Genomic DNA, 16787 nt, shown 5'->3' on the forward strand with positions numbered 1-16787 from the left:
CCAGCGGCCCGGCAAAGCCGGTTCCGCGGTATTTCTGGAAGGGAACCCGCTTACTTCGAGCCGGGTGGGAATGCGGCGAACATCTTGTCGAGCGCGGCCTGCAGGAGCGCGCTCATCTTCGCGGGGTCGTCCTGCACCGTGCCGCTCGCGGTACCGCGCCAGGCCGAGCGGCCGGGAGCAGCAGCGGAACGGCCAATGCGGCCAGCGCAGCGAAACGCCGGTTCATGTGGAGTTCCATCCGACGAGAAGAGGGAGTCCAGCGCTCAGGACCGGCTGAAGAGCAGCACCGAATTCGTGCCGCCGAAAGCGAAGGAGTTGCTGATCGCGGCATGCAAATCCGGCGCGTCGCTGTCACCGGGCAGCACCAGGTTCAGCCCGCAGGCCGGATCGGGCGCGGCGCAGTGCATGTTCGGCGGCAACGCACGAAGATGCAGTGCCAGCACCGTGACCACGGCCTCGAGCGCGCCCGCGGCGCCGAGCAGGTGCCCGTGCAGCGCCTTGGTCGAGCTCACGCGCAGGCGGTCGAGGTCCTCGCCCCAGACAGCGGCCAGCGCATCGCGCTCGACCACGTCGCCGATGCGGGTGGCCGTGCCGTGCGCATTGCAGTAACCGACGTCGCGCGGCTGCAGCCCGGCCTGGCGCAGCGCCTGGCGCAGCGCGCGCGCCTGGCCCCGCGCGTCCGGCTTGGTCAGGTGGGTGGCGTCGCAGCTGAGTCCCCAGCCGGCCAGTTCGGCGTAGGCCCGGGCGCCGCGGCGGCGTGCGCGCTCGGCCGATTCGAGCACCAGGAAGGCGGCCCCCTCGCCGAGCGCGAAGCCGCTGCGGTCGCTCGCGAAAGGCCGGATCGCAGTGGCCTCTTCGCCGGGCTTGACGTTCGCCAGCGTCTGCATCGCCTGCCAGGCGAGCACCACGCCCGGYACGATGAGCGCCTCGCTGCCGCCGGCGATCGCCAGATCGACATCGCCACGCTGCACCGCCTTGGCCGCTTCGGCAATGGCCACCGACGAGGAGGCGCAGGCCACCGAATAGGTCAGCACCGGACCCTGCGCGCCCTGGCGCATCGCCACCTGCGACGCCGGGGCATTCGGCATGAAGGCCGGGATGGTCAGCGGCGGCACCCGTCCGCCGCCGCGGTAGGCCGCCTCGAGCGCCGCGGCGCCGCCCATGCCGCAGCCGGAGAAGACGCCGATGCGCTCGGGATCGATGTCTCCGAGCGCGCCGGCATCCCGCATCGCGAGGTCGGCCGCGGCCACGGCGAGCTGACTCACACGGTCGACGCCGGCAAGCTGCAGCTTGGTGAACCAGCGCGATTCATCGAAGGCCACGCGCGCCGCGGCGGCCGCCCTGGGCAATTCGGGAAAGACCGGCTCCAGCGCCGAACGGCCGCGCAGCAAGGCCTCGAACGCGCCGGCGTGATCGTCGCCGTGGGGGGCCATAAGGCCCAGGCCGGTGACCGCAACCGGGTTCACGTGGTGGTCTGCGCCACCCTGATCCTGTCGACCACGGCCGCGAGTTCGGCCAGGGTGTCGATGTTCGGATCGTCGTCGGGCATCGCGATCGAGAAACGGTCTTCGATGGCGAACACGAACTCGACCAACGCCAGCGAATCGAAGCCTTTCTCGCGCATCGAAGCATGGGGGTCGAGTGCCGATGCCTCGATGCCGTACTTCTCGTGGATCAGGTCCTGCAATTCCTTCAGCGAACTCATCGTGCGGTGTCCGTCGTCATTTCTGGCCGTCTCCCTGAGGACGGCAATGTTGTGGATGTCGGCCCGCGAGAATCAGCTCCTCCTGGCGCGGCCGCCGACGCGGCCCGCGGGCAGTGACGTCTCATGATATCCGCTCCAGCCCGTCGGATTCGCGCTGGGGCGGGGCCGCCAGCGCAGCGACGGCAGCGCGAACAGGACGCCCAGCAAAGCCCCGGCGAGCACGTCCAGTACCACGTGCTGCTTGATCGCCAGCGTCGACCAGGCGATGGCCGCGAACCACAGCGCATTGGCCAGGCGCAGCGGAATCGGCGCCCCCGCGTGGCGCAGGATGTGCTCGACCCAGAGGGCCGTGAAGATTGCGATCGCGACATGCATCGACGGACAGGCATTGCCGGCGGCGTCGACGCCCTGCAGGATCGCGAAGCCCGGAAAATCCGTCGGCGGCAGCGGGATCGGCGGGATCTGGGTCGGCCAGAAGTAGAACAGGGACAGGCCCGTCAGGCACAGGCCGCCGACCCACAGCCCATACACCACCAGTTCGCGAAAGCTGAGCTGGAGTCCGGGCGCAAAGCCCACATACAGCCAGAGCGAGAAATAGGCGACCAGCGCCTGGGGCTGGAACGGGACCAGGTGGTCGAGCGCGGTCAGCCGCATCACCGCGACCGGGCTCGTCGGCTGCCGCAACAAGTGGAAGTAGCCGATGAAGAACAGCCAGGTGAAGGCGGTGGTGCCGATCACCTTCAAGGCGAAATGCCTACGGATCCGCAACCAGATCTCGACCTTCCAGCTCTCGGGGGGACGGGGCGCCGGGCGCGGGTCGGGGGGGGGATTCATGGGGCTCGGCGTTGTCGCGGATTCTCGCATCAGCAACAACGCCGGGCGCGTCGACGCTAGAGAATCAGCAGCGCCCTGAAGTCATTGACGTTGGTATGGGTCGGTCCGGTCACCAGCAGATCGCCGATGGCATCGAAGTAGCCGTAGGCGTCGTTGCGGTCGAGATGGTCGGCGAGCTTGACACCGGCCGCCTCGGCGCGGCGCAGCGTGTCGGGCGTGACGATGGCGCCGGCATTGTCCTCGACGCCGTCGATGCCGTCGGTGTCGGCCGCCAACGCCCAGACACCGTCGCGGCCGGCCAGCGCGCCGGCGAGCCCCATGCAGAACTCGCCCGCCCGGCCGCCGCGGCCCTTGGCCTGGCCGGGCCGCCGCGGGCGGATGGTGACCGTGGTCTCGCCGCCCGACAGGATCACGCAAGGCTTGGCGAACGGCGCGCCGCGCAGCGCCACGGCGCGCGCCAGGGCGCCGTGCACCTTGCCCACTTCGCGCGATTCGCCTTCGATCTCGTCGCTCAGGATGTGGGCCGGAATCCCGGCGGCATGGGCCGCGGCCGCAGCCGCCTCGAGCGACTGCTGGGGCGCCGCGATCACGTGCGTCACGTGGCCCTCGAACACGGCATCACCCGGCTTCGGGGTCTCGAGCGCCCCGCTTTCGAGGCGCGCCCGCACCGGCGCGGGCACCTCGATCCGGTAGCGGTCGAGGATCGCCAGCGCGTCGGCGCAGCTGCTCGCATCGGGCACGGTGGGGCCGCTGGCGATCACGGCCGGGTCGTCCCCCGGCACGTCGCTGATGGTCAGCGTCACGACCTTGGCCGGTGCACAGGCGGCCGCCAGCCGGCCGCCCTTGATCCGCGACAGGTGCTTGCGCACGCAGTTCATCTCGCCGATGTGGGCGCCCGATTCGAGCAGCTCGGTGTTGATGCGCTGCTTGTCGGCCAGCGTGAGCCCGTCGGCCGGCAGCGTCAGCAGCGAGGAGCCGCCGCCCGAGATCAGGCACAGGACGAGGTCGTCGGCCGTCAGGCCTTGGGTGAGCGCGAGGATTCGCTGCGCGGCGTCGAGTCCGGCCTGGTCGGGCACCGGATGCGCCGCCTCGACCAGTTCGATGCGCGAGGACAGCCCCTCGGGGCGCGGCGGGATGTGGCCATAGCGCGTGACCACCAGGCCCGACAGCGGTGCCTCCGCCGGCCACAGCGCCTCCAGCGCCTGCACCATCGAGCCGCCGGCCTTGCCGGCGCCGAGCACCAGCGTGCGGCCCTTCGGCGGTGGGGGCAGGTAGGCGCCCATGCTGGCCAGCGGCAGCGCCCGCTCGACCGCGACGCGGTACAGATGCTCAAGGAATTCGCGCGGCGCCGAGTGCGCGTCGGGGGATGGTTGCAGTTTCGATGTGGTCATAGATCGCCTTGTCTCGACATTGTCTCCATCTTCGCCCGCCTCGCCGCGAGGCGAGTTGGGCCCGAGCTACTTCGTACTGGCTCCGCCTTCGAACCACTTGCCGATCAAGGCCCGCTCGGCGTCGGTGATACCGGTCGAATTGTTCATCGGCATGATCTTGGTCACCACCGCCTGCTGGTACACCGCCTGCGCATGCGCGGCGACCTGGTCGGGCGTGTCGAGGCGCACGTTCTTCATCTGCACCTGGGCGCCATGGCACATGTAGCAGCGCTGCTCGAGCACCTTCTGCACGTCGCCATAGGACACCTTCTTGACCGCCGCGCCGGGCGCCGGTTCCGCCGCCGGCTCGGGCTTCATCCAGACGATGGTGAGGCCCAGCACCGCGATGCCGAACAGCGCGTAGGGAATCGGATTGCGCGCATTGCCGAGCTTGAATCGATGGCGCACCACGAAGAACTGCCGGATGGCCGCGCCGCCGAGCATGATCAGCAGCAGCACGATCCAGTTGTACTTGTGGGCGTAGGTAAAGCTGTAGTGGTTGCTCAGCATCGCGAACAGCACCGGCAAGGTGAAGTAGGTGTTGTGCACGCTGCGCTGCTTGCCGCGCTGGCCATGCACCGGATCTACGGCCAAGCCCTCGCGCAGCGCCTGCACGTTCTTGCGCTGGCCCGGGATGATCCAGAAGAACACGTTGCCGCTCATGGTCGTGGCCATCATCGCGCCGACCAGCAGGAAGGCCGCACGGCCGGCAAACCACTCGCAGGCCAGCCAGGCCGCGAACGCGATGAAGATGGCAACCAGCACGCCGACGATGGTGTCGCCGTTCTTGCGCCGGCCGAACAACTGGCAGATGCCGTCGTAGACCATCCAGAAGACCACGAAGAAAGCCAGCGCGACGCCGATCGCGGCGCCGGGCTGCCAGTCCATCCTGGACTTGTCGATCAGGTAGGTGCTGGCGTTCCACAGATAGGACATCGTGAACAGCGCGAAGCCCGTGAGCCAGGTCGAGTAGCTCTCCCAGTACGACCAGTGCAGGTGGTCCGGCAGCCGCTTGGGCGCCAGCGCGTACTTCTGCATGTTGTAGAAGCCGCCGCCATGCACCGCCCACTGTTCGCCGCCGACGCCCTTGTCGAGGGATTCCTGGTCTTGCGGCTTCTCGAGGCTGTTGTCCAGCATCACGAAGTAGAAGGAGGCGCCGATCCAGGCGACGGCGGTGATGACGTGGACCCAGCGCAACAGCAGGTTGGCCCAGTCGAGGTAGTAGCTTTCCATGTGCTCTCAACCTTGTCGGCGCGTGGGGGCGCCGCGGTGTACCGGCCTGCTCACCACTGCGGGCGCTGTAAGCAGAGAAAGTGCCGCGAACGCAGACCCGGGCTGGGGACTCGCTCCGCTGCGGCTTGTTGTGGACTGAAGTGTATACACTTTTGAGGGCTGGCTCCTGGGTTTTTGCATCACTCGGCGTGCTGGAAAACCCTGAGCGCCATTGACAGGGGCACCTTCGCGCAGCAGCGCTTCGGTATTCGCCTTCGGAGCGGCCGGGCGCCTCATGCAGGCGGAAGCGATTGCAACAACTGTGCCGCGACCGCCACGGCAATCACCTCGGGTTCCTTGCCGGTGATGCCGGGAATGCCGATCGGACAGGTCACCCGGTCCATTTCCGGCGCCGTGAAACCCCGTGCCTCCAGCCGGTGACGAAAGGTCGCCCACTTCGTCTTGCTGCCGATCAGGCCGATATAGGGCAGGTCGTCGCGCTTGCGCAGGCGCTTCAGGCAGGCGATGACGATGTCGAGGTCTTCCGCATGGCTGAAGCTCATGATCAGCACGCGCGAGCCCGGTGCGAGCTGCACCACGGCCTGCTGCACCGGGTCGGAATGCTCGGTCTCGATCTGCGCCGGCAGCTCGGGCGGAAAGACGCCGTCGCGGCTGTCGATCCAGCGCACCGCGAACGGCAGCGTAGCGAGCAGTCGCGCCAGGGCGGCGCCCACGTGGCCGCCGCCGAACAGCGCCACCGGCTCCAGGTGCGCCAGCAGTTCGGCTTGCAGTGCCTTCGCATCCCCGGCATCGATCAGCCGATAGGACAGGAAGACCACGCCGCCGCAGCACTGGCCCAGGCTCGGGCCCAGCGGGTAGCGCCGCACGCCCTCTATCGGCGGGCCGCCTGCGAGCCAGACGCGGGCTTCATCGGTGGCCTGGAACTCGAGCTGGCCGCCGCCGATGGTGGCGGTGAGCCCCTCGGCCCAGACCGCCAYCCAGGTGCCGGCCTCGCGCGGCGCCGAGCCCTGGGTCGACTCGACGCGCACCAGCACGCCGCGTTCGTGCGCCAACCGCCCCAGCAATTCGTCGACTGCGCCGGTCATCTTGGAAACCTCCGGTTGCGCGGCCCTTGGCCGGGCACGGTATAAACCCGCCGATGCATTTTCAGTCCACCTCGCGCCGCCTCGCCCTGGCGGCCGCACTCCTCGCCAGCCTGTGGCTGGCCGGCTGCAGCACCACGCCGACCGGCGCGGTTCCGGGCCAGCTCAGCAGCGCCAAGCCCGAGCCGGGCGACAACAGCCGCGGCAGGCCGCGCGCGTCGAGCGCCGCCACGGCGCGCGACTATCGCAAGGACGCTGCCCGCCATGTCTACGAGATCAACAAGGACCGCATCTACGGCGGCAAGCTGCCGCCGCTGCTCTATGCGGTCGGCACGCTGCAAGTCAACCTCGATGCCGACGGCAAGGTCCTGTCGATGCACTGGATGCGGGCGCCGACGCACGCGCCCGAGGTGATCGCCGAGATCGAGCGCACCGTGCTCGTGGCCGCGCCCTACCCGGCCGCCACGCGCCTCGGCAAGGTCACCTGGACCGACACCTGGCTGTGGGACGAAGGCGGTCATTTCCAGCTCGACACGCTCAGCGAAGGGCAGATGTAGCTCGCCCCCAGGTTGGCTCACTGCGTGTAGCCGCCCACCCCCTACCGGGGGCAACACCAGCGGCCCGGCGAAGCCGGTTCCGCGGTGTTTCACCAACGGGCCTGGCTGCGCCGGCCAGAGCAATCGGGCTGTGGTAGTTCTACGGCTGCGCGCAGCGCGCCTGTTCGTGGGCAGTCGCGGAACCGGCTTCGCCGGGCCGCTGACTGCGCCCCCGGTAGGGGGTGGGAGGGCTACACGAAGTGAGCCCGACCTGGGGGCGAGCATCATGACCCGCGGTAGGTCGAGTAGCTCCATGGGCTCACCAGCAGCGGCACGTGGTAGTGCTGGTCGGTGTGCGCGACACCGAAGTCCAGCGCCACGCGATTGAGGAAATTCGGCTCGGGCAGCGTCACGCCGCGGGCCTTGAAGTAGCCCGCCACATCGAACACCAGCCGGTAGGTGCCGGCCTTCAGCGTGCTGTTGTCGTACAGCGGGCCGTCGCTGCGGCCGTCGGCGTTCAGCGTGAAGCGCCGCACCAGCGTGGCGCGCGCGTCCTCGGCCGTGCCGTCGGTGGTGAACAGCGCGACCTCCATGCCGGCGGCCGGACAGCCGTGCATCGTGTCCAGTACGTGAGTGCTCAGGCCCATGAATGTTCTCCTTCGGTGCATTCGGGAAATTACGGTCGACAAAAGTGTATACAGTTATCGGCTTTGGGTCTATCATGAAAAGCATGGACTCGACCACCACCCGCTCCATCGTCGACGCACTCACCAAGGCCATTGTGGAACACCGGCTGCAGCCCGGCAGCAAGCTGGCCGAGCAGAAGCTCGCCGACCACTTCGGCGTCTCCCGCACCCTGGTGCGGCAGGCGCTGTTCCAGCTGTCGCAGAACAAGCTGATCCGGCTCGAGCCCGCGCGCGGCGCCTTCGTCGCGGCACCCGCGGTCGACGAGGCCCGGCAGGTGTTCGCCGTGCGCCGCATGCTCGAGGCCGAGATGACGCGCGCCTTCGTGCGCAGCGTCACGCCGGCCAAGATCAAGGCGCTCAGGGAGCATGTGGCGCTCGAAAAGGCCGCGGTGTCGGGCGAGGACATCTCGGGCCGCACCGAGCTGCTGGGCGATTTCCACGTGCGCATGGCCGAACTCATGGGCAACACGGTGCTGGCGCAGATCCTCGGCGAACTGATCTCGCGCTGCGCCCTCATCACGCTGATGTACCAGAGCGCCACCGCGGCGGAGCATTCGAACGACGAGCATGCCGACATCGTCAAGGCCCTCGCCGCCAAGGACGAGGAACGCGCCGTGCGCCTCATGACCGAGCACCTGGACCACGTCGAGGCCAACCTCACCTTCGACCGCAAGGTCCCCACCCACGACATCTCCCTCGCACTGGCATGACACCCACCCCCGTTGCTTGCTCACTTCGTGTAGCCGCCCGGAGTCGCTGCCCGAGGCAGCGGCTCTTCGAGTCCGTCCAAGCCTGCACAGGCAGGCTTGGAGCCGCGGCCCTCAGCCCCCTCAAAGGGGCAACACCAGCGGCCCGGCGAAGCCGGTTCCGCGGTGTTTCACCAACGGGCCTGACTGCGCCGGCCGATTCGAGAACCAGGCTGATCTGTAATACGGCTGCGCGTAGCGCGCCTGTTCGTGGGCAGCCGCGGAACCGGCTTCGCCGGGCCGCTGGCTGCGCCCCCGGTAGGGGGTGGGCGCCCGACACGAAGTGCGGGCAACCTGGGGGCGAGCAATGATCTACGACACGACCCTGCCCTACCCGCGCGACCTGGTCGGCTACGGCCGCAATCCGCCGCATGCGCAATGGCCCGGCCGCGCCCGCATCGCGGTCCAGTTCGTCCTCAACTACGAGGAAGGCGGCGAGAACTGCGTGCTGCACGGCGACGCCGGCTCCGAGCAGTTCCTCTCCGAGATGTTCAATCCCGCGAGCTTCCCCGAGCGCCACATCAGCATGGAAGGGATCTACGAGTACGGCTCGCGCGCCGGTGTCTGGCGCATCCTGCGCGAGTTCGAGAAGCGCGGCCTGCCGCTGACCGTATTCGGCGTCGGCATGGCGCTGGAGCGCTACCCGGAGCTCACCGCGGCCTTCAAGGAACTGGGCCACGAGATCGCCTGCCACGGCTGGCGCTGGATCCACTACCAGGGCATCGACGAGGCCACCGAGCGCGAGCACATGCGGCTCGGCATGGATGCCATCCAAAAGCTCACGGGCGAGCGGGCGCTCGGCTGGTACACCGGACGCGACAGCCCGCGCACCCGGCGCCTGGTGGCCGACTACGGCGGCTTCGAATACGACAGCGACTACTACGGCGACGACCTGCCCTTCTGGATGAAGGTGCAGAAGACCGACGGCCAGGTCGTGCCGCAGCTGATCGTGCCCTACACCCTCGACTGCAACGACATGCGCTTCGCGCTGCCGCAGGGCTATTCGCATGCCGACCCCTTCTTCCAGTACATGAAGGACAGCTTCGACGCGCTCTATGCCGAAGGCGACGAGGCGCCGAAGATGATGAGCATCGGCATGCACTGCCGGCTGCTCGGACGTCCGGGCCGCATCGTGGCCCTGCAACGCTTTCTCGACCACATCGCCGGCCACGACCGGGTCTGGGTCTGCACCCGGCTCGACATCGCACGGCACTGGAAGGCGACGCATCCCTACGCCGCCTCGCAAGGAGACTGACATGGCGCTCACCATCGACCAACTCAACGCGGCATCGGCCGACGAAGCCGTCGCCCTGCTCGACGGCGTCTACGAGCATTCGCCATGGATCGCGGTGCGATCGCTCGTGTCGCGGCCTTTCCGCTCGCTGCCGCATCTCAAGCATGCGCTGGTGCAGGCCGTGACCCATGCCTCGCGCGAAGAGCAGCTCGGCCTGATCCGCGCCCACCCGGAGCTCGCGGGAAAGGCGATGCTCAGCAAGAGCCTCACGGCCGAGTCGACCCACGAGCAGAACAAGGCCGGCCTGACCGACTGCACGCCGGAGGAATTCGCGAAGATCCAGCAGCTCAACGCCGACTACAACGCCAAGTTCGGCTTTCCGTTCATCCTCGCGGTGCGTGGCCCGCGCGGCACCGGCCTCGCCAAGCGCGAGATCATCGACACCTTCGAACGCCGCCTGCACCACCACCCGGACTTCGAACTCGGCGAGGCCCTGCGCAACATCCATCGCATCGCCGAAATCCGGCTGGACGACAAGTTCGACGCCACGCCGGCGCTCGGCAACGGGGTCTGGGACTGGCAGGAAAAACTGTCGGTCCACACCGACCCGGGCTATGCCGAGAAGGGCCAGCTCACGGTCACCTACCTCACCGATGCGCACCGCGCCTGCGCTGCGCAGATCGCGGCCGACATGCGCGAGGCCGGCTTCGACAGCGTGCAGATCGATGCCGTCGGCAATGTGGTCGGCCGCTACGAAGGCGCCACGCCCGACGCCAAGGCCCTGCTCACGGGCTCGCACTACGACACGGTCCGCAACGGCGGAAAGTACGACGGCCGGCTCGGCATCTTCGTGCCCATGGCCTGCGTGAAGGAACTCAAGCGGCAGAACCGCCGCCTGCCCTTCGCGTTCGAAGTCGTCGGCTTCGCCGAAGAAGAAGGCCAGCGCTACAAGGCGACCTTCCTCGGTTCGGGCGCGCTCATCGGCCATTTCGACCGCAACTGGCTCGACCAGAAGGACGCACACGGCATCACCATGCGCGAGGCGCGTGCGAACGCCGGCCTGAAGGACGAGGACATCCCCAAGATCCAGCGCGATCCGGCGCGCTACCTCGGCTTCGTCGAAGTCCACATCGAGCAAGGACCGGTGCTCAACGAGCTGGACCTTCCCCTGGGCATCGTCACCTCCATCAACGGCGGCGTACGCTACGTGGGCGAAGTGATCGGCATGGCCAGCCACGCCGGCACCACGCCGATGAACCGGCGCCGCGACGCCGCGGCCGCGGTGGCCGAGCTGATCCTGTTCGCCGAGCAGCGCGCCGCGAAGGACGGTGATTCGGTCGCCACCGTCGGCATGCTGGAAGTGCCCGCCGGCTCGATCAACGTGGTCCCGGGGCGCTGCAAGTTCAGCCTCGACATCCGTGCGCCCAACGACCCGCAGCGCGATGCCGTGGTGCGCGACGTGCTGGCCGCGCTGGAGGAAATCACCGAACGCCGCGGTGTGCGCTACACCCTCGAGGAAGCCATGCGCGCCGCCGCCGCGCCGAGCGCGCCCGAATGGCAGCAGCGCTGGGAGAAGGCGGTCGACACGCTCGGCGTGCCGCTGTTCCGCATGCCCAGCGGCGCCGGCCACGACGCGATGAAACTGCACGAAGTGATGCCGCAGGCCATGCTTTTCGTGCGCGGCGTCAACTCCGGCATCAGCCACAACCCGCTCGAATCGAGCACCAACGACGACATGCAGCTGGCGGTCCAGGCCTTCCAGCTGCTGCTCGACAACCTTGCCGCCGAAGCGGCCCACTGACATGACCGACTACACCCAACTCGACGCCTGGATCGACGCCCACTTCGACGAGGAAGTGCGCTTCCTGCAGGAACTGGTGCGCGTGCCCACCGACACCCCGCCCGGCAACAACGCGCCGCACGCCGAACGCACGGCCGAGCTGATCCAGGCCTTCGGCTTCGAAGCCGAGAAGCACGCCGTGTCCGCGCAGGAAGTGAAGGAATACGGCCTCGAATCGATCACCAACCTGATCGTGCGCCGCAAGTACGGCCATGGCGGACGCACGGTGGCGCTCAATGCGCACGGCGACGTGGTCCCGCCCGGCGAGGGCTGGACCCACGACCCCTACGGCGGCGAGATCGACGGCGGCAGCCTCTACGGCCGCGCCGCGGCGGTCAGCAAGAGCGACTTCGCGAGCTTCACTTTCGCGGTGCGCGCGCTCGAAGCCGTCGCCAAACCCGCGCAGGGCAGCATCGAGCTGCACTTCACCTACGACGAGGAATTCGGCGGCATCCTGGGCCCGGGCTGGCTGCTCAAGAAAGGCCTGACCAAGCCCGACCTGATGATCGCCGCCGGCTTCAGCTACGAGGTCGTCACGGCGCACAACGGCTGCCTGCAGATGGAAGTCACGGTGCACGGCAAGATGGCGCATGCGGCCATCCCGACCACCGGCGTCGATGCGCTGCAGGGCGCGGTCCGCATCCTGAACGCGCTCTATGCGCAGAACACGCTCTATCAGCAGGTCAGCTCGAAGGTCGAGGGCATCACGCATCCGTATCTCAATGTGGGTCGCATCGAAGGCGGCACCAACACCAACGTCGTGCCTGGCAAGGTGGTCTTCAAGCTCGACCGCCGCATGATCCCCGAAGAGAATCCGGTCGAGGTCGAGGCCACCATCCGCAAGGTCATCGCCGATGCCGCTGCGCAAATGCCCGGCATCACGATCGACATCAAGCGCATGCTGCTGGCCAATTCGATGAAGCCGCTGCCCGGCAACAAGCCGCTGGTCGATGCGATCCAGACCCACGGCCAGGCGATCTTCGGCGAGCCGATCAAGGCCATGGGCACGCCCCTCTACACCGACGTGCGGCTGTACGGCGAGGCCGGCATCCCGGGCGTGATCTACGGCGCCGGCCCGCGCACGGTGCTCGAGTCGCATGCCAAGCGCAACGACGAGCGCGTGGTGCTCGAAGACCTGAGGCGCGCCACGAAGGTCATCGCGCGCACGCTGAGCGATTTGCTCTCCTGAGACCTTGCGGGACAGATCAAGAAACTGCGTAGCAGTTTTTGCTCTGTCCTCAACCAATCAGAAACCTTGCGGGACAGACCCACAAACTGCGCAGCCGTTTTTGCTCTGTCCTCAACTGATCAGACGCGCTCCATATCGGCAAGGACCGTGAGGCCATTGATTGAGCCCGCGGCCCTTCGCCACTAGACTCGGCCCATGCACGCCCCGGCCCGCCTCCAGAACCACGCTGCCCTCGCGGTCCTGCCTGCGGTCCTGCTCGCGGTTCTGTTCGCTGTGGCGGACCAGGCGCAGGCGTTGTTTTCGGCCCGCACGGCGGGCTTGCAGTTGACGCCCGCACACTCCTAGGCCCGGCGATCCGCTTCTCCCCCTTGTAGCGCAACCATCGACCGCCGGGCACCAGCCTCGCGCAGTAGCGGCCGCAGCCCGTGGGTTCGGGCAGGCCGCATTCGACTGGAGTGCGTTCCATGCATGCAACCATCCTCGGCGAGCGGACGCTCACCGAACACGACTTCACCCGACTCAGCAAGCTGCTGAATGGTCTCCTGCCGCCCGCGCTGGCCGACATCCTCGCCTCGGCCGAAGTGATTCGCTCGCGCGAGGTGCCCGCGGACATCGTCACGATGTACTCGCAGGTGGCGCTGATCGACATCCATACGAGGCACCGGCAGACGCTGACGGTCTGCTATCCCGGCGATTCGGAACCCAGCGCGGGCTTCATCTCGGTGCTGTCGCCGGTCGGCAGCGGCTTGCTTGGCCTCCAGCGCGGCTCGGTGGCGCGCTGGCAGACGCCGGGCGGCAAGGAAGGCGGCGCCGAGATCGTCGCCATCCTGTTCCAGCCCGAAGCCCACGGCGACTACGCGCTCTAGATGCTATGAAGGACTGCCCCGAAAATCACCGGCCGCCGAGGCCAGGTCGGCCAACTGGGCCCGGATGGCACGATTGAATTCGTCCAGGGCTTCCGCGAGCATGGCCAGGCCGGCATCCGGCGCGCCCGGACGGCCGTGGCCGCACGCGAATTCGAGGGCCTCGCACGCCTGGACCACGCGCCGCGCATCGACCATCCGGGCCGCGCCCTTGATCTTGTGCGCGATGGACGCCGCCTCGGCGAAGGCGCCGGAGCCGATGCGCTCGGTGATCTCCTGCGCATCGCTCAGATTGGTTCGCAGCAGCGCCTCGAGGAAGCGCTTTTCGATATCCGCATCGCCGTCGGACAGCCCGCGCAACGCCTGCGGATCGAAGGCGTACTTCAAGGGCGGCTGCGCCGGCTTCGGCAGCGCAAGGGACGCCGCCGTCGCTGGGCCCAGGTGCCGGTGGAGGGCCTCCGACAGCGCATCGAGGCTGAATGGCTTCATCAGGCACTCGTCCATGCCGGCATCGATGGCATGGCGCCGCTCTTCCTCCTGGACATGCGCCGTGCAGCCAAGCACCGGGCGGCGCGGCAAGTGCCGCTCGCGCTCCAGTTCGCGGATGGCCGTGACCAGCGCATAGCCGTCCATGCCCGGCATCGAGCAGTCGGTGATGACCAGGTCGAAATTGCCGTCGCGCCAGAGTTCCAGCGCCGCTTCGCCGTCTTCCGCCAGTTCGCTCGCCAGCCCCATGTATTCGAGTTGCCGCTGCAGCAGCAACCGGTTGGCGGGATGATCGTCGACCACCAGAACCTTGCCGCTGCCCTGCCAATGCCGCGCCTGCCCATGGTCGGCCCGAGATGCCGAGATCGTCGCGCTGGCCGGCGCGGGTGACGCCCCGAGATCGAACGCGACCCGCACGCAGGTCCCCTCGCCGGGCTGGCTGCCGACGTCGATCGTGCCGCCCATCCTGCTGCACAGCCGCTGCACGATCGGCAGGCCCAGGCCCGTGCCGCCCACCGCACGCGGCCCGGCAGCTTCGGCCTGGAAGAAGGGCTGGAAGAGGTTGGCGACGTCTTTCGGCGCGATGCCGATGCCCGTGTCCTCGACCTCGAGCACGATCGACTCGATATCGCCAGCGCGGCGCACGTGGCGCAACCGGACGGTGACACGCCCGGCATCCGTGTACTTGATGGCGTTGCTGACCAGGTTGTTGGCGATCTGCTTGAAGCGCGCGGCGTCGACCACGTGCCATTCACCGACCGCTGGATCGATCTCCAGTCCGAGCGTCAGGCCGCGCTGGCGCGCCAGGCTCCCGAACATCCGGGCGGTCTCGTCCAGGATCGGCCGCAGCCGCGCCGGCGCCAGCACGATCTCGAGGCCGCCGGCCTCGATCTTCGAGATGTCGAGGATGTCGTCGATCAGCCCGAGCAGGGAAACGGCCGAATTCCGCGCCAGGTCGACCGATTCACGGTCGCGGGCGGTCAGCCGCCCTTCGCGCGCCAGCAGTTCGAGCATGCCCATCACGGCGTTCATGGGCGTGCGGATCTCGTGGCTCATGGTGGCCAGGAAGTTGGACTTGGCGCGGTTCGCCGCTTCGGCCTTGCCGAGCGCCGCCTCGATCTGGCCGATCAGGTGGTGACGCTCGGTGATGTCGATCGCCCCGGCAACCAGGCCGCGGGGCGCTGCGCCATCCGCCAGCGTGATGGGCGTCGCCCAATGGAAGATGCGGCGCGACTCGCCGCGCAGGGAGATGTCGACGTCCTCGCTGATCGAACCGCCATGGGCCAGCAGGCCGAGGTAGCGCTGCTGCAGCAGCCGCATGAGGCGCGCATCGACGTAGTCCAGCCCGCTCTCCACCACCGTCTTGTCTTTCACCGCCTCGCGGGTGGTGCCGAAGAGTTTCTCGAAGGCCGGGTTGCAGAAGATCAGGCGTCCCTGGGTATCGCGCACGCAGATGGCGTGCGGGATGCCGTCGATCAGGGCGCGCTGGAACGCGAGCTCGTCGCGCAGTTCGGCCTTCACGGCCCTGCGGCGCTGCAATTTCCTGGACAGACGACGGTTCCAGACCACGAGCAACGCCAGCGATGCGACCAGCGCGCCCCCCAGCACCTGGTCCCACGCGGAATGGATCGCGTCGGGACTGGAAAGACCGAAGAACATCGCGGCCCTTCAGGAGATGAGATGGTGGGCGCGCGTGAAGTCGACCAATTCGACCAGCGTGGAAATCCCGAGCTTTTCGAGGATGCGCGTCTTGTAGCTGCTGATCGTCTTGTTGCTGATCAGAAGCGTCTCGGCAATTTCCTTGTTGCTCATGCCGCGCGCAAGGTATTGCAGCACGGTCAGTTCCCGGTCCGACAAGGTTTTGATGCGCGCGTCCGCGGGCGCTACCGAATTGGGATGCGGGGAGGAAAGTGCCGACGAGGGAAACAGGCTGTAGCCGGCCAGCACCGTTTGCGCCGCTTGAACGACCGCCGCCATGTTTTCGCTTTTGCTCATGAAGCCATTGGCGCCCGCCTGTACCGTGCGCGCGGCGAAAATGGATGCCTGCTGGGCAGAAAGCACCAGCAATTTGGCCGAAGGCTGCGATCTGCGTACGCGCTCGATCAGGTCGAGGCCGCTGAGCCGGGGCAGATCGAGGTCGAGAACGATCAGATCCGGGGTGTGCTCCCTGAAGGCGGCGAGCGCCGTCGGCCCGTCGCCCGCCTCTCCGACGACCTTGAAACCGCCCGCTGCTTCGAGCGCCGCGCGGACTGCCAGTCGAATGGCCGGGTGATCGTCGACGACGATGACGGTGTGCATGAAATTCCCTTACTTTGAGTTCGGCCACGCGCAGGCCATGCATGAGAAGCGGCATTTTTGATCGAATGCCATCAAACTCTCGATTTCGAATCGATTTTAAGTCGCTTCCGAACTCAATAGAGGATAAATCCGGATTGATATATTGTCACATTCAACCAATTCGAGACTAATTCCACACAATCAGGTCATCAAGCTATATTTCATTTTCAGAATTTTCTTATTGATTTTTATCCATTTCCTGATATTCGATAAGAAATTTCTCAATCAATAATTCCAACGTATCAATTGCAATTGTCTCCAATTGAAAACTCTGGCACAGGCAGGTGGCGACCGCGCCCAAACCGCGGTCATGGCGGGACCGTCACTCTGTGGCGGGCGAGAACGGGAAAATGCCGCGGGCGCACCCGCGCGGGCGGCAGGGATTGCCGGAGCAACGCTCGCGCGCGTCCGGGGGGTCGGGAGTTGGGGCCGGGCCGCCTGGCACGCGTGCAGCCCTCGGCCAACGCGGCAAATCGGCCGGGCGGCGGGCCCCGGATCGCAGCGCCCCGCCGGGATATCAGGCGGCGCGCTGGCCGCTCTGGATCTGGTAGCCGTTCTGGTAGATGCCGATCACCAAACCATTGAC

General features: G+C 67.6%; 15 protein-coding genes. 6 read left to right on the forward strand and 9 right to left on the reverse strand.

Annotation, left to right across the window (positions count from 1 at the left end; all coding sequences use genetic code 11):
* Positions 1 to 263: 263 nt before the first annotated feature.
* The 6 genes from AC1D2E_RS18790 to xdhC form a co-directional block, all read right to left on the reverse strand.
* Positions 264 to 1466 carry a beta-ketoacyl-[acyl-carrier-protein] synthase family protein gene (locus AC1D2E_RS18790; RefSeq protein WP_478198791.1) on the reverse strand — a complete coding sequence of 401 codons (1203 nt, stop codon included), beginning with the start codon at positions 1464 to 1466 and terminating at the stop codon, positions 264 to 266.
* Complete coding sequence (locus AC1D2E_RS18795; RefSeq protein ID WP_478198792.1) at positions 1463 to 1705, reverse strand: acyl carrier protein; 243 nt, start codon at positions 1703 to 1705, stop codon at positions 1463 to 1465. Before AC1D2E_RS18795 ends, AC1D2E_RS18790 begins: the two co-directional genes overlap by 4 nt.
* 72 nt (positions 1706 to 1777) lie before the next feature.
* Positions 1778 to 2539: a phosphatase PAP2 family protein gene (locus AC1D2E_RS18800; protein WP_478198793.1), complete on the reverse strand. Its 762-nt coding sequence runs from the start codon at positions 2537 to 2539 to the stop codon at positions 1778 to 1780.
* Positions 2540 to 2595: 56 nt separating this feature from the next.
* Positions 2596 to 3930: a glycerate kinase type-2 family protein gene (locus AC1D2E_RS18805; protein ID WP_478198794.1), complete on the reverse strand. Its 1335-nt coding sequence runs from the start codon at positions 3928 to 3930 to the stop codon at positions 2596 to 2598.
* Between the two features lie 66 nt (positions 3931 to 3996).
* Positions 3997 to 5202, reverse strand: a complete 1206-nt coding sequence (locus AC1D2E_RS18810; RefSeq protein WP_478198795.1) for a urate hydroxylase PuuD — start codon at positions 5200 to 5202, stop codon at positions 3997 to 3999.
* Positions 5203 to 5474: 272 nt separating this feature from the next.
* Positions 5475 to 6287, reverse strand: a complete 813-nt coding sequence (gene xdhC, locus AC1D2E_RS18815) for a xanthine dehydrogenase accessory protein XdhC (RefSeq protein WP_478198796.1) — start codon at positions 6285 to 6287, stop codon at positions 5475 to 5477.
* A gap of 53 nt (positions 6288 to 6340) precedes the next feature.
* Here xdhC and AC1D2E_RS18820 point away from each other — a divergent pair, with 53 nt between their 5' ends.
* Positions 6341 to 6841, forward strand: coding sequence for a hypothetical protein (locus tag AC1D2E_RS18820; protein WP_478198797.1), 501 nt, complete (start codon positions 6341 to 6343; stop codon positions 6839 to 6841).
* 263 nt (positions 6842 to 7104) lie between these two features.
* On the opposite strand, the gene uraH is transcribed toward AC1D2E_RS18820, so the two are convergent.
* Positions 7105 to 7467, reverse strand: coding sequence for a hydroxyisourate hydrolase (gene uraH / locus AC1D2E_RS18825; RefSeq protein ID WP_478174907.1), 363 nt, complete (start codon positions 7465 to 7467; stop codon positions 7105 to 7107).
* A gap of 74 nt (positions 7468 to 7541) precedes the next feature.
* Here uraH and AC1D2E_RS18830 point away from each other — a divergent pair, with 74 nt between their 5' ends.
* From AC1D2E_RS18830 to AC1D2E_RS18850, 5 genes are all read left to right on the forward strand, one after another.
* Complete coding sequence (locus AC1D2E_RS18830; protein WP_478174906.1) at positions 7542 to 8216, forward strand: GntR family transcriptional regulator; 675 nt, start codon at positions 7542 to 7544, stop codon at positions 8214 to 8216.
* Positions 8217 to 8559: 343 nt separating this feature from the next.
* Positions 8560 to 9507 carry an allantoinase PuuE gene (gene puuE, locus AC1D2E_RS18835; protein ID WP_478198798.1) on the forward strand — a complete coding sequence of 316 codons (948 nt, stop codon included), beginning with the start codon at positions 8560 to 8562 and terminating at the stop codon, positions 9505 to 9507.
* A 1-nt stretch (position 9508) separates the two neighbouring features.
* Positions 9509 to 11287, forward strand: coding sequence for a 2-oxo-4-hydroxy-4-carboxy-5-ureidoimidazoline decarboxylase (gene uraD / locus AC1D2E_RS18840; protein ID WP_478198799.1), 1779 nt, complete (start codon positions 9509 to 9511; stop codon positions 11285 to 11287).
* 1 nt (position 11288) lies between these two features.
* The gene (locus tag AC1D2E_RS18845; RefSeq protein ID WP_478198800.1) at positions 11289 to 12515 is read left to right on the forward strand and encodes a M20 family metallopeptidase; all 1227 of its coding nucleotides are present in this window, start codon (positions 11289 to 11291) and stop codon (positions 12513 to 12515) included.
* A gap of 464 nt (positions 12516 to 12979) precedes the next feature.
* Positions 12980 to 13381, forward strand: a complete 402-nt coding sequence (locus tag AC1D2E_RS18850) for a GreA/GreB family elongation factor (RefSeq protein ID WP_478198801.1) — start codon at positions 12980 to 12982, stop codon at positions 13379 to 13381.
* Between the two features lie 3 nt (positions 13382 to 13384).
* On the opposite strand, the gene AC1D2E_RS18855 is transcribed toward AC1D2E_RS18850, so the two are convergent.
* Complete coding sequence (locus AC1D2E_RS18855; RefSeq protein ID WP_478198802.1) at positions 13385 to 15523, reverse strand: PAS domain-containing hybrid sensor histidine kinase/response regulator; 2139 nt, start codon at positions 15521 to 15523, stop codon at positions 13385 to 13387.
* Positions 15524 to 15532: 9 nt separating this feature from the next.
* Positions 15533 to 16162, reverse strand: coding sequence for a response regulator (locus AC1D2E_RS18860; RefSeq protein ID WP_478198803.1), 630 nt, complete (start codon positions 16160 to 16162; stop codon positions 15533 to 15535).
* Positions 16163 to 16787: the final 625 nt, after the last annotated feature.

Source organism: Variovorax sp. P1_H2 (assembly GCF_056405295.1).